The organism is Shewanella sp. SM68 (assembly GCF_025653925.1).
GTDB lineage: Bacteria > Pseudomonadota > Gammaproteobacteria > Enterobacterales > Shewanellaceae > Shewanella > Shewanella oncorhynchi.
On sequence record NZ_JAKKRU010000011.1, the window covers coordinates 176,283 to 189,742 of the forward strand.

The following is a 13,460-nucleotide window of genomic DNA, read 5'->3' on the forward strand; positions in this document are numbered from 1 at the left end:
ACCAAAACAGTCCTAAAAATAACAACATCAGATTGAACGCTGTTTAACGTCAGCCAGATCACCCTTTACGGCCTTGGTTAAACGCTCACCAAACTCTGGGTCTGCACGATAAAAGTGACTGAGCATCTGATGTTTCACATTGGTATCGTTCACTTTGCCTAAGTCACCGGCCAAGTTAGTGATCAGATCTGCTCTATCTTGCTTGCTCAAGCTGCGATAAAAGACGCCCGCTTGGCTAAAGTTATCCTGCTTGCTAATAGCCGTTTGTTGCACAGTCCCCGTCAGCGCAGTTGTTACCGCACGATAACGATTATCTTCGGCCAAGGCTAAATGTACGCTCGGTTGATAGTTCACATCGGACTGGGTATGCCCCATATTGCCCGCACCTTCTTGGTTGTGGTTTGCCACCGCCACTAAGGGTTTATTAATCGGCAATTGCGACAAATTCGCGCCGAGTCGATACAGCTGAGTATCGGCGTAGGAGAACATGCGGCCTTGCAATAATCTGTCTTCCGAAGGCTCAATCCCTGGGATCAAATTCGATGGCGCAAATGCCGCTTGCTCAGTCTCTTGGAAGAAGTTTGCAGGCATGCGGTTCAGCGTCATAGTGCCCACTTTTTGTTCTGGCACATCTAGCCACACCTTAGTGGCGTCTAACGGGTTGTAATCAAACTTATTAAGCTCAGTCGGGTTGAGTAATTGAACGTACAGATCCCACTTAGGATAGTTACCCTTGTTGATCTCACTATAAAGATCATCGGTTAAATGGTTAAAGTTTTGTCCTTGGACTTTAACCACTTCATCGGGACGTAAGCCTTTAACACCTTGCAGACTCTTCCAGTTAAATTTCACATATTTAACTTGGTTATCTCGATTTACAAATTTGTACGCATGCACACCGAAACCGTCCATTTCACGATAACTGGCAGGTACACCTAAGTTACTGTAAACCTGAGTCAACATATGGGTTGAACCCGCTTCGTGACTGAAAAAATCGAAGAAACGATTCGGATCTTGCATATTGGTCACTGGCGATGGTTTGAGTGAATGCACCATGTCAGGAAACTTGATCGCATCGCGAATGAAGAATACGGGTAAGTTATTACCTACTAAGTCCCAGTTACCTTGGTCCGAATAAAATTTGGTCGCAAACCCACGGGGATCACGCAGCGTTTCTGGCGAACCTTTTGAGTGGATCACGGTAGAAAAGCGCACAAATACGGGCGTCACTTTACCTTTTTGTGCAAAGGGTGCCGCTTGGGTTAGGTTACTAAAATCGCCACTCGATACAAACTCACCATGGACACCAGTGCCTCTGGCGTGGACGACACGCTCAGGAATACGTTCACGGGCAAAGCGTTGTAGCTTCTGGATAAGCTGCACATCTTGCAATAACACGCTGCCATTACTGCCCGCTGTGGTCGAGTTTTGGTTATCACCCACAGGTGCACCATTGTCACGTGTCAGGGTATTTGTTGGTAAAGTTTGAGCCTGTACATTCAATATCAGACCCATAGAAATAATTAAAAGGCTTTTAGTAAGATGCATAACAGTTCCTCTTCTATGCATAACGCCAAGCTCTTTTCTGCCTGCCCGCAGTATAGTTCTGAATTTGTAATTAGAAGAAACGATCTTTATCGATTATATGAATCAATAAAACCTATTAGACATAAATTGGCAACAACAAAAAGTCACATTGTCAGATACTGAAGCTAGAGATTGTGGACTAAAACCTCTCGGTTTTAGTCTATTGCGAAGTGGATAAACGTGGGGTGATTAAGAGATATTTAACGATTGATTGAGCTTCACAACAAGAGCCGTAAGCTAGCATTAATCCTTAAGCCCCATCTGTTTTAATCGCCGGTACAAGGCATTACGGCTGATCCCTAAACGCTTAGCGCATTGGCTCACATTGCCATTACAGGCCTGAAATGCCTGCAGCACATTGCTATAAATCGCCTCATTTAGGGAATCCGATTGAACCTTTGTGACATTCGGCTCCACAGCGAACTTACCACTTGGCAGCTGTGATGCTGAATGTTGACGGCTTACCTCCTTAAATTCTTCAAATAAGGGGGCTGCTTGTAACAGGCCTACTTTTAACGGCTCGCATGTTAGTTTGGCCGCCAGATAATCAGGTAAATGCTGCCAAGTTAAAGTGTCATCGCCTTCAGCCATCAAGCAAGCGACTTGCATGAGGTTATCCAGCTCACGCAAATTCCCCAGCCAGTCGTATTGCATCATTTGCCCTAACAGTTCTGGGCAGATATCCTGCGCGGCGATACGATGTTTACGATGCAATTTATGGATAATACGCTCGATATCCTGCCGCTCACGCAGCGCAGGTAAACGCACCTGCAAGCCATTGAGTCGATAGAACAAATCCTGTCGAAACAGCCCTTGCGCCACCTGTTGTTCTAAATCCATATGGGTCGCGGCAATGATTTGGATATCGACTTTAAAACTTTGATTACTGCCAACGGGCACCACTTCGCGCTCTTGCAATACTCTGAGTAAACGACTCTGGGCCGCCAGCGGCATTTCACCGATCTCATCTAAAAATAAAAAGCCGCCGTGAGCTTGGCGAATTTTACCGATAAATCCAGTGCGATTCGCCCCAGTAAAAGCGCCTGCCTGATAACCAAAAAGTTCAGATTCGACTAATTCAGCGGGCAATGCGGCGCAGTTCACTGCCACTAAAGGCTCGGTGCGACGCGCACTCTGGGCATGGAGCTTTTTAACAAACTGCTCTTTACCGACGCCCGTTTCTCCGAGCACTAGCAGCGGAATTTGCTTGGTGATCACCTTATTGGCATGTTGCCAAGCGCGTTCTAATAGAGGATCGCGAAACCTAACCCCCAACTGATTGAGCGATTTATTGCTAATCGCAACTCGACCCTTAGCGCTGGGAATATTTAAGGATTGAGTCTGTAGATGCAAGGCTAAATGCTGATTAAAACCACCCGCACGGCTCCAATTATCGCCTAAGTACTGCTCGACGGTATCGCCCACCTTAGCATGATTAAGCAATTGTTTCGCCATGGGATTGCACCCCACAATGCGACCATCGCTATCGGCAATCACTATACCCTGCCAACCCGAATTCAACAGGTTTGGCTGCGCAGCTAAATCGATTCGATAATGACTATCGGGCAGATGGCACAAAAGCGCGGTCTCGACCTGTTGCGCCAAACTGGACACTAACATCAGCGTCTGCTGAGTGTGCCTTTGCTGCTCGCTGGTGATATCAATCACCCCGAGCATCTCACCTTGGGGGGAAAATATCGGGCAAGCAGTGCAACTCATAAAACGATTCTGGCGAATAAAATGCTGCTCACCCACCACGGATACCGCTTGTTTGGCGGTGAGCGCCGTCCCTATCGCATTAGTGCCCTTGTGCTGCTCGAGCCAATTCACCCCAATATCCAAAGCCACATCCGCCAATTTTGTGGAGTAGCGACTCACGCCCCAATGCTTAAGCACATAACCCTCGGCATCGCTGAGCAAGAGTCGGCTATTAGAATGCGCCATCAACTGATTAAACAAAGGCAAGGCATGGGATTGCACTAATGCGATGAGCATTTGATATTGCTCATGTTTCTGCTTTAGTTCACTAGCATCGAGCCTGAGCTCCTGGGGTAACTGAAATTCTGACAAGCCAGCGCCAATGCTGCGCTGCCACGAATCGGCAAGCCACGCCTGTGTCGATGGTAAATGTGGTTTAACTGTCATAGCTGTGCTCCCCCGAGCTGTGTTCCGTTTCGGCACAATTGCTGTGTGCCACTCAATGACAAAGTAACCACAGGACACACTTCTCTCCCTGAGTGCCCATACTTATTCAAATCTGCAAAATTAGCTTTTCATCATACTGTTAGCACAACAAGTGTACAACTCCTGCCAGTTTGGCACTCTCCTTGCGATGCATCCTTGGTATGCAAGCCTCAGGTGTTGCATAAGAGAACACTAAGCTAATCAATAGGATTGGCTTAAAGCAAAACGAAAAATATTTAAAAAGGCATCCAGCAGAGATGCATCAACAAGACTCCCTTGCTGAAGCCAAGAGCGTAAAAATCGCCAACGCCCAGCATGCCATCCACAAGAAGGAATGATTCTATGATTTATGCTCAACCCAGAACCGCAGGCGCAATCGTTAACTTCAAAGAAAAATACGCCAACTTTATCGGCGGAAAATGGGTCGCCCCAGTCAATGGCAAATACTTCGACAATCGTTCCCCCGTGAATGGCCAAAACTTTTGCCAAATCCCGCGATCCGATGCACAAGATATTGAATTAGCGTTAGATGCCGCCCACGCAGCCAAAGAAGCATGGGGTAAGACCTCAGTCACCGAGCGCTCAAACCTGTTACTGCGCATTGCCGATCGCGTCGAGCAAAATCTCGAATACTTAGCCGTTGCCGAAACCTGGGAAAACGGTAAAGCGGTGCGTGAAACCTTAAATGCCGACTTGCCCTTATTCGTCGATCACTTCCGCTACTTTGCGGGTTGTATCCGCGCACAGGAAGGCAGCGCTGCCGATATCGATGGCAACACAGTCAGTTATCACTTTCCAGAGCCTTTAGGCGTGGTCGGCCAGATCATTCCTTGGAACTTTCCGCTCTTAATGGCCGCATGGAAAATCGCACCTGCGCTAGCGGCGGGTAACTGTGTGGTACTCAAGCCTGCGGAGCAGACGCCAGTCTCGATTCTGGTCTTGCTCGAACTGATTGAAGACCTATTACCCGCGGGTATTCTTAACGTAGTCAACGGCTTTGGCGCCGAAGCAGGACAAGCTTTGGCCACCAGCAAACGCATCGCTAAATTGGCCTTTACGGGCTCCACCGAAATTGGCTATCACATTTTAAAATGCGCCGCCGAATCCTTAATTCCATCAACCGTTGAGCTTGGCGGTAAGTCGCCTAACGTGTTTTTTGCCGATGTGATGGACCATGAAGACGAGTATTTAAATAAGGCCGTCGAAGGCATGTTGCTGGCCTTCTTCAACCAAGGTGAAGTCTGTACCTGCCCATCACGAGTGTTAATCCAAGAGTCGATTTTTGATCGCTTTATCGAAAAAGTGCTCGCCCGTGCGCAAACCATTAAGCAAGGCGATCCCTTAGATACCGACACTCAAGTTGGCGCTCAAGCCTCTAAAGAGCAGTTCGATAAAATCTTAAGTTACTTAGCCATAGGTAAGGCTGAAGGTGCAGAAGTGCTATTGGGCGGCACACTTTGCCAACTCGATGGCGGACAAAGCGAAGGCTATTACATCAGCCCGACGATTATGAAAGGCCACAATAAGATGCGTATCTTCCAAGAGGAGATCTTCGGCCCCGTCATTTCGGTCACCACTTTTAAAGATGAAGCCGAAGCCTTAGCGATCGCGAACGATACTGAGTACGGCCTAGGTGCTGGCGTGTGGACGCGTGATATGAACACGGCTCAACGTATGGGGCGTGGCATTCAAGCTGGCCGCGTGTGGATTAACTGTTACCATGCCTATCCTGCCCATGCCGCCTTTGGTGGTTACAAAAAATCCGGCATCGGCCGCGAAACCCATAAGATGATGCTCAACCATTATCAAAATACCAAGAATCTCTTGGTGAGTTACGATGTGAATCCTTTAGGTTTCTTCTAAGGTTTTTGGGGCTCAAACAAGCTGATGTGAGGAAGCTTTTATTTCGGTTTTTAAACGTCTTTGCAAGCAAGCTTATTAAACTTTCCGCATGAGTAATCGATACAAGTGATAAACATGAAAGGGTGAATAGCCCTTTCTTTTTTAACTGAATTTAATTCAAACCTCACTCAGTTTATATTATCAATCCGCGCTAAACGCTGAGCTAATTCAGCAAGAGAGGAGGCTGTTTGTGGATCGCTTTGGGGATCGATAACTTCAACCAGTTTAAGTTTTGGCTGAAAAGGTAACCAAGAACTGCCCGTTGTCATCACTAAATCCAGCACAAACTGACCATAATAGTGCAATCTCAGTCGGTTATCCGTCATAGGCCAATGGGCATAAAGCAGAAAAGAATCGTACATTTGCGCCAAAGAGGTTGTCGCAATGAGCTTAAACCCTTCATCAAGCAGACTAAACTCGGTCGATTCTTCGAAGGGACAATCGAAAGAAGTGATGACCAAATACCCCAAGGTTTTATTGGATAAAACGCAGCGATATTGGCCTTCAATCACTAGGCCTGCAATAAAAGTGTGAGTAGGTTGGCCATTAAAATACAGAGGCATTTTCAGTGGATGAGGCTCAACCCCATCGGCATGCTCTGTTAGCAGTGAAAGCTCCGTTATCGGTTGCATCCCTTACCCCACTTATCTCGCCTACCTATCTCGCATTCCTATCCGCGAAAACACACGTCACGCGGCTCTTGCAAACTCAAATCACTAGGACTGACGGCTTTTCCAATAACAGCCCAGTAAGATCAAATAGCCGACAAAATACGCCACGAGATCGAGTGGATCAAAATGGCTACCTATTACTATCCGCGCCAATCGATTTCCACCCAAGCCCAGCTTATCGACTAAACCCCAATACTGGCCAAACTCGATGGCAAAGGCAAACAGCAATACCGCAAACGCCAGCCAAGGAGTTTGAAAAAAGCGTTTAATACCCTCGTCTGTACTATTGGCTACCGGATTGGCTACTGGGGGTACAACAACGCGCGCCATGCAAAACAGTAAGATCACCACCAATACATCGCCCACAAAACCACGAATAAAACCCGCAGGTGCATATAAGGCGATTAAGACTTCAGTCAAAAAGAGTAAAACGGCATAAATACAAAAGGATTTACAACTCGGATTGCGGCTGATAAAAGCGCGAATAACGGCGGTAGACATAAATAAGTTAATCCCTTCACTCGGTTGAGATGGCAGAATTTACCGTAATACCAATAGGTTAACAAGTGAGTTTTCGTTGACATTTAAGACTCTCCACACGAGCAAGCGCATCACTCACCCCCATCAATTCGATAAATGTTCGCGCCTCAAAATTTAAGCGAGGTTTAAGTTTGGGTTAAGTAGCCTACACCTAAACCCACTTAGGAGCGTCACACCATGTCATCAAACACACTGCAAACCATCAAAGTCTGGGACCTGTTGATCCGCATATTCCATTGGTCACTCGTCGGTTTTTTTACCTTAGCCTACCTCACTGAAGGCGAAGACGAGTGGATGACCATCCACAGTTACGCAGGTTATAGCATCTTAATTTTACTGGTGTTTCGCCTGCTGTGGGGAGTGATGGGCACACACAATGCGCGCTTTAGCAACTTTATCACTCGCCCTAAAGAAGTACTGGTGTACCTCAAAGGGCTCGTCACGGGCAAAGCCAAAGACTACATAGGCCATAACCCCGCTGGGGCAATGATGATAGTGGCCTTGATTGCTAGCATTGCCATCACGGGATTCTCAGGCATGGCACTGTACGCCACCGACGGACACGGCCCATTAGCCACGAGCTTTTTCGCCACTTGGCCCGAAGGCGCCATAAAAGAAGTCCATGAATTCTTTGCCAACTTCACAGTGTTCCTTGTGGTCATCCACGTTGGCGGCGTCATCGTCAGCAGCCTATTGCACAAAGAAAACTTAATCAGAGCTATGGTCACGGGCAAGAAACAACGCCCAGTGGAACAAAAAGATTAATCCATTAGCCATTTTGCTTAGCAAGAAGACATCCAGCCCAAAAGGAATGCCCTATGAACAGATTAACCAGACACACGAATAAAAGTCGCCTTGCCATTGCCGCGATTTCCACCTTGCTGCTGACTAGCCTTAGCGTTAGCGCCGCCAACAGTAAAGTGCAAAGCCTACCACTGAGCGCAGAGCGCATTGGCACGCAACTGCAACGCTATCAAGCCCAAGGCGCAGGACCCTTTAGCGCCGCCGCAGGACAAAAGCTTTGGCTACAGGACATGGACGGTCGCAGCTGCGCCAGTTGCCATACCGCCAAAGTCACCGACATGGGCATGCACCAAAATACCCGTAAAACCATTGACCCTATGGCGCCGTCGATTACCGCAGATCGGTTAACCGACTCAGCCAAAATCGAGAAATGGTTTAGCCGTAACTGTAACTGGACCTTTAAACGCGACTGCACGCCGCAGGAAAAAGGCGATGCCTTACTTTGGTTAAGCCTGCAATAACTGCCAAATTTCGACCGTATCACTCATTCAATTAGCTCAATTAATGTCAATACCTTTCACAGAAGGTAACGGCACAAAAAGGAAGATGTCATGACTAAACAAGCACACCCTATTAGCTGGATCTTAGGTTCATCACTCACAGCTGCGGCATTAGCCATTGGTGTTATCGGTGTCAGCCTAACCTTAACCGGCACAGGCTATGCGGACGATGACCGCGAGCTCAGCCGCGCCGTTCCACAGAATGCGGAATACACGGCAGAATGTGGTAGCTGCCACATGGCTTATCCAGCCAATTTACTCCCCGCCAACAAGTGGCGCGCCATTACCGCAAATCTTGATAATCACTTTGGTGACAACGCCAGCCTAGATACTCAAGTCACTGCTAGAATTGAGGAATATCTGGTTCAACATGCAGCGCAAAATGGTAAGGTGATGAAAAACAGCACGCCGCTGCTCGTAGGTTCTGGGCCGCAGAAGATCACAGAACAGGCATTTTTTATTGGCAAACACGATGAGATCCCCAGACGTATGGTGCAAGATAACCCCAAAGTCGGCTCATTCAGTCAATGCAGCAATTGTCACAACCTCGCAGAGAAGGGCATATTCGATGAAGATACCGTTAATATTCCTGGTTTTGGCCGCTGGGATGATTAGCAGTCCAAGCACTGATGCCCACGACGATGATCTTTCCAGCAAGGTGGTCGAGTGGGTTAAGGAGGGCAAAGTTTTGCCCTTCGACACCATAATGCAACGCTATGAATCACGGCTAAAGGGACGGTTGCTCGATCTCGAAGTCGAGCAAAAACATGGAAGGATCATCTACGAGCTCGAAATCCTTCGTGACGATGGCATAGTGTATGAAATCAAGATTGACGCCAAAACCGGCGAGTGGCTAAAGGAAAAGGTCGACTGATGCGCTTGCTATTGATTGAAGATGATACCGATCTGGTCGCGCGCCTCATTCCCGCCCTTAACAAGGCGGGTTATACCGTCGAGCACGCCGATAACGGTATTGATGGCGCCTTTTTAGGCGAAGAAGAAAACTTCGAAGCCGTGATCCTCGATCTCGGTTTACCCGGCAAACCCGGTCTACAAGTCCTCGGCCAATGGCGACAAAAAGGCTTAGCCATGCCAGTGCTGATCCTCACCGCCCGCGATGCTTGGCACGAGCGAGTCGATGGCCTCAAGGCGGGTGCCGATGATTACCTCGGCAAGCCTTTTCACATCGAAGAACTACTCGCAAGGCTCGAAGTGTTGATCCGCCGCCACTTTGGCCGCGCCGACAATGTGTTGCAGCATGCAGGCGTCTCCCTCGATGTCGACAAACAAGCTGTCACTAATGTTGATGGTGCAGTGATAGAACTGACTAAGATTGAATATCGTCTGCTGCATTACTTAATGGTCAATCCCAGCAAAATCGTCTCTAAGTCAGAGCTCAGTGAACGCATTTACGAAGAAGATCAAATCAAAGACAGCAATGTCATCGAAGTGTACGTCAACCGCCTGCGCCAACGCTTAGGCAAGGATTATATCGAAACCCGCCGCGGTCAAGGTTATCGACTCAAGGAGTAAAGGCGTGTATTCACTCAAGGGTTATCTGACGCGCAATCTGCTGATCACGCTCACCTTTGCCATGGTGCTGTTATTGTATTCTCTATACCAAGGCATCCAAATATTAACCCAAGACTTTGTCGCTTCGCGTCTACAACACGATGCCGACAGCCTGATCTCCGCCCTGAATCATAATCCCGATGGCACATGGGCGCTCACCACCGACAGCTTGCCCAATGTGTACCACAGGGTTAATTCTGGGCATTATTTTGCGATTCAAATCGGCGAGCAAACTCTGCGTTCACGCTCCCTATTCGACCATAACGTGAACATGCCTAAACTGACCGCTGGTGAGCAACACCAAGCCACTGAGTTTGTCAGCAAAGAGCATTGGCTGATGTTCAGTCAGGCCGTTATCAAAGATGATCAATTAGTTACCCTGTGGGTGACAGAAGATATTAGCTCGCTTGAACAAACCCAAGTGCAGTTTTTAGCCTTTGCCAGCGCAGCCGTGTTGCTCACGATTGTCATTCTATTAATAGCACAGTATCAATTACTTAAACGCGGTTTTAAACCCTTAGAGCAGATGCCAGAAGCTATACGGCAAATGCGCACCCAAGGGCAAGAAATCAATCCTGACCAAGTGCCAAGTGAGATAGTCCCACTGATCGAAGAGATAGATCGTTTAGTCAGTCAATTGGGCCAGCGAGTACAACGCTCCCGTAATGCCTTGGGTAACTTAGCCCACGAAATGAAACGTCCGTTACAAGGGCTGCAGTCCTACCTAGAAAGCCTTCCACCAGAACAGCGGAGTGAGGGCAGCAAGGTGCTCGCAAACCTGCACCACATCATCGAGAGAGAGCTTAAGCGCACTAAGATTGTTGGCCTGTCCACTCCAGGGCGTTATACCGTGCTCGATGACGATCTTGCGCCGCTAATCAAAGTAATGCAGCGCATTTACCCAGACCGCATTATTCATAGCCATTACACGAGCGGCTTAGTAATGCCATTTGATCGGGATGACTTACTCGAACTCTTAGGCAACTTGCTGGATAATGCCTGCAAGCATGGTCGCAAAAATATTGAGATCCATATCAGTCAGCAAAACGTGCCAACCACAGGCTATGGGATAGAAGTGAGTGATGATGGCCAAGGCGTCTCCGATGCCGCGCTGTCCGTTATCATTGAGCGCGGCATTCGGCTAGATGAAAGCATCCAGGGCCATGGTTTAGGATTATCTATCTGCAAAGATATCGTCGACAGTTATCAGGGCGAACTCGGTTTTAGCCATGCGAAACAAGGCGGGCTTAAAGCCAGCGTATTTCTGCCGCTCCCGAGTTAAACGGTATACTCACTCGGCCTGTGCCCACTGAGTTCATGCAAGCCAATAGAGGGTATAATTTGCCCATTCCCCCTTTCAGCAATCAGTCTAGAGATTTATATGAAAGTTATCGACCTAAAATCGGCCCCGCAGCACATTCCACAATTGGCGGAGTGGCATCATCAAGCATGGGCACATTTGAGTTCTGCGGATGCTTCTGTCACTACGTTGATTGAGGAAATGAACGAGTATTTAACTGACGCCGCCATCCCCAAGATGTTTATCTGCGAACAGGCAAATCAAGTGATGGGATCATCTTCATTGATCATCGCAGATATGGACAGCCGAACTGACTTAAGCCCGTGGCTCGCCAATGTGTATGTGAATGCAGACCATCGAAATAAAGGATTAGGTAAGTTGCTAGTCAATGCCGTCATTGAGCATGCTAGAGCGATTGGTTTACAGAAAATCTATTTATTTACTGCAGATAAAGCCGATTTTTATCGATCGCTGGGTTGGTCAATTATTTCACTGGAAGATTATAAGGGCGAGTTGGTCACGATAATGGAGTATAAATTGAGTCAGCAAAGTTACTAAGTTAAGAGAGCAAGCTCCACGACGGACGTCGTGAAGCTGTACATGCGGGCTAAATATCTAAATGTGATATCCAATACTTAGCGACAAGCCAATGGCTTTAGTCAATTTCAATATCCACACCGAAACGATTGGATAGTTGGCGTTGCTCGTGCAGAATTTCAATTCGGCGGCGAGTGTCTTGGGTCAACTTGTCTTTGAGGCGCAAACCACTAGTAATGGCGGCTTTTTTTGCTTTCTTGCTCTTAGTTGTCGTTGCATCAGTTGGACTCTCGACGGCTTGAGATTCGATAGACATAGCTAACTCCTTTAATTAGAACCTTAAATAGGCTCTTCCAGTAAATCCCTGTTCAAAACGAACAAACAGGTCATCTTTATAATGAGTCAATTCGCCATTCACTATTTAAGTAATAGATAATTTGGCGACTCATAAACTTACGGCCCATATCATTTACCTAAGCCAACAAAATTAAATCACATGCTAACAGGATAAAAATAATCGAGACGTAAGGTCGAAATGAAAAACTGAGTATTGATTGACTTCATCAGCGTAACAGAACCCTAACGAGTCCTAAATTTCCAGCGACAAAGCGGCATAACATAGGTAGAGAAAGAACAGGTGGTAATGCAGAAAGGTTGGTAAGCTCAAGCGGCAAAACGCTGCTGCGCAACAATTAGGCTACGCAACAGTACTACATCTAGCCTAGATTTACGACTTATATGGCATAGCGCCGAGGTAATCTTTCTTGCCAATTTCAACACCGTTGTGGCGCAAAATCGCGTAGGCTGTTGTTACATGGAAGTAAATGTTCGGAATAGCATGCTCAATGGCAAACTCATAACCTGTAAGATATTTTCCTTCCCATCGTGGTTGTGAGACATGGATCGTGGCCGCATTAGCAAAATCATCCGCTTTAAACGTTGCTAAATAATCCAAAACTGAGCTAATACGCGCTTGCAACTCAGCCAGCGTCGTCTCGCTATCATCATGCTTTGGCACTGTATCTAAGTTATCAGTCAAACGTGCTACGCCAATTTTGGCAGTATCGCAGGCAATTTGAACTTGGCGAATAAGATTGAATTGATCCGGCGCTAAACGTGAGTTTAAAAGAACCGCCATATCAACTTTCTTGAGGTTTGCGAAGCATTCGCCTTTTTCAAGAATAACGCTTAAATTTTTCAGCATCTTGCTAAATTGTACAACCGTTAAATCATAAAGCATGGCATAGACCTCATTGATGGACGCTACAAAACTGCAGCACTTAAGACGATCTTGGGGCAAATTACTCAATTTCAATCATTCTTGGAATTTAAGTATCTGCTTAATAATAAATACTTCAATATAAACGATATTAAGTCAATTAGGACAAGAAAAAGATAGACGTTACCTGTAGGGATAGAGCGTCAGCTACAAGCTAAGAGATTAAAATTATCTCGGACTGATCCGAATAACAATAACGTACACTCGTAGGAATTGGGATGGCTGGGTATGACGATAACCATGTGCTTCGAGCTCGAAGCATGTGCGTCACTGACACGAATTATCCACAACGCCATAACGAAAAAAGCCTCATCTTTCGATGAGGCTTATCTCTTAATGTTGGCGGAGCGGACGGGACTCGAACCCGCGACCCCCGGCGTGACAGGCCGGTATTCTAACCAACTGAACTACCGCTCCTTTAGGTTAACGTCTACACGTTAACCTAAATTAGGCGCTTGGCGATGACCTACTCTCACATGGGGAGACCCCACACTACCATCGGCGCGTTTGCGTTTCACTTCTGAGTTCGGGATGGGATCAGGTGGTTCCACAAGGCTATTGTCACCAAGCAAATTCTGCTTATT

The 13,460-nt window shown here is 47.2% G+C and carries 14 protein-coding genes, 1 tRNA gene and 1 rRNA gene; 8 read left to right on the forward strand and 8 right to left on the reverse strand.

Features of this window, described 5'->3' with window-relative positions; translation table 11 throughout:
* Positions 1-27: 27 nt before the first annotated feature.
* Positions 28-1,548: a catalase gene (locus tag L5M40_RS17635; protein WP_317629677.1), complete on the reverse strand. Its 1,521-nt coding sequence runs from the start codon at positions 1,546-1,548 to the stop codon at positions 28-30.
* Between the two features lie 282 nt (positions 1,549-1,830).
* Positions 1,831-3,732, reverse strand: a complete 1,902-nt coding sequence (locus L5M40_RS17640; RefSeq protein ID WP_263177489.1) for a sigma-54-dependent Fis family transcriptional regulator — start codon at positions 3,730-3,732, stop codon at positions 1,831-1,833.
* Positions 3,733-4,113: 381 nt separating this feature from the next.
* Here L5M40_RS17640 and L5M40_RS17645 point away from each other — a divergent pair, with 381 nt between their 5' ends.
* Positions 4,114-5,634 (forward strand): aldehyde dehydrogenase family protein, encoded by a 1,521-nt coding sequence (locus L5M40_RS17645; protein WP_263177490.1) that lies wholly within the window; start codon positions 4,114-4,116, stop codon positions 5,632-5,634.
* Positions 5,635-5,801: 167 nt separating this feature from the next.
* Here the strand turns inward: L5M40_RS17645 and L5M40_RS17650 are convergent, their stop codons facing one another.
* Positions 5,802-6,305, reverse strand: a complete 504-nt coding sequence (locus L5M40_RS17650; RefSeq protein ID WP_263177492.1) for a hypothetical protein — start codon at positions 6,303-6,305, stop codon at positions 5,802-5,804.
* An 84-nt stretch (positions 6,306-6,389) separates the two neighbouring features.
* Positions 6,390-6,845: a DUF2809 domain-containing protein gene (locus L5M40_RS17655; RefSeq protein WP_263177493.1), complete on the reverse strand. Its 456-nt coding sequence runs from the start codon at positions 6,843-6,845 to the stop codon at positions 6,390-6,392.
* A gap of 216 nt (positions 6,846-7,061) precedes the next feature.
* Here L5M40_RS17655 and L5M40_RS17660 point away from each other — a divergent pair, with 216 nt between their 5' ends.
* From L5M40_RS17660 to L5M40_RS17690, 7 genes are all read left to right on the forward strand, one after another.
* Entirely contained in the window at positions 7,062-7,649 is a 588-nt protein-coding gene (locus L5M40_RS17660; RefSeq protein WP_263177495.1) for a cytochrome b/b6 domain-containing protein, read from the forward strand.
* Between the two features lie 53 nt (positions 7,650-7,702).
* A complete protein-coding gene (locus tag L5M40_RS17665) occupies positions 7,703-8,149 on the forward strand; it encodes a DUF1924 domain-containing protein (RefSeq protein WP_263177497.1) in 447 nt (148 codons plus the stop codon).
* Positions 8,150-8,239: 90 nt separating this feature from the next.
* The gene (locus L5M40_RS17670) at positions 8,240-8,803 is read left to right on the forward strand and encodes a diheme cytochrome c (protein ID WP_263177498.1); all 564 of its coding nucleotides are present in this window, start codon (positions 8,240-8,242) and stop codon (positions 8,801-8,803) included.
* Entirely contained in the window at positions 8,796-9,062 is a 267-nt protein-coding gene (locus L5M40_RS17675) for a PepSY domain-containing protein (protein ID WP_173242639.1), read from the forward strand. The genes L5M40_RS17670 and L5M40_RS17675 overlap by 8 nt, the downstream gene beginning before the upstream one ends.
* Complete coding sequence (locus L5M40_RS17680; protein ID WP_011787606.1) at positions 9,062-9,721, forward strand: response regulator transcription factor; 660 nt, start codon at positions 9,062-9,064, stop codon at positions 9,719-9,721. The genes L5M40_RS17675 and L5M40_RS17680 overlap by 1 nt, the downstream gene beginning before the upstream one ends.
* Before the next feature lie 4 nt (positions 9,722-9,725).
* Positions 9,726-11,042: a sensor histidine kinase gene (locus L5M40_RS17685; protein WP_263177499.1), complete on the forward strand. Its 1,317-nt coding sequence runs from the start codon at positions 9,726-9,728 to the stop codon at positions 11,040-11,042.
* 99 nt (positions 11,043-11,141) lie between these two features.
* Positions 11,142-11,618: a GNAT family N-acetyltransferase gene (locus tag L5M40_RS17690; protein WP_263174566.1), complete on the forward strand. Its 477-nt coding sequence runs from the start codon at positions 11,142-11,144 to the stop codon at positions 11,616-11,618.
* Between the two features lie 97 nt (positions 11,619-11,715).
* On the opposite strand, the gene L5M40_RS17695 is transcribed toward L5M40_RS17690, so the two are convergent.
* From L5M40_RS17695 to rrf, 4 genes are all read right to left on the reverse strand, one after another.
* Positions 11,716-11,913 (reverse strand): hypothetical protein, encoded by a 198-nt coding sequence (locus tag L5M40_RS17695; RefSeq protein ID WP_006079715.1) that lies wholly within the window; start codon positions 11,911-11,913, stop codon positions 11,716-11,718.
* A 411-nt stretch (positions 11,914-12,324) separates the two neighbouring features.
* Positions 12,325-12,837 carry a DUF1993 family protein gene (locus L5M40_RS17700; protein ID WP_063885021.1) on the reverse strand — a complete coding sequence of 171 codons (513 nt, stop codon included), beginning with the start codon at positions 12,835-12,837 and terminating at the stop codon, positions 12,325-12,327.
* Positions 12,838-13,216: 379 nt separating this feature from the next.
* Positions 13,217-13,293 (reverse strand) — tRNA-Asp (locus L5M40_RS17705).
* A 36-nt stretch (positions 13,294-13,329) separates the two neighbouring features.
* Positions 13,330-13,445, reverse strand: a 5S ribosomal RNA gene (gene rrf / locus L5M40_RS17710).
* Positions 13,446-13,460 lie beyond the last annotated feature (15 nt).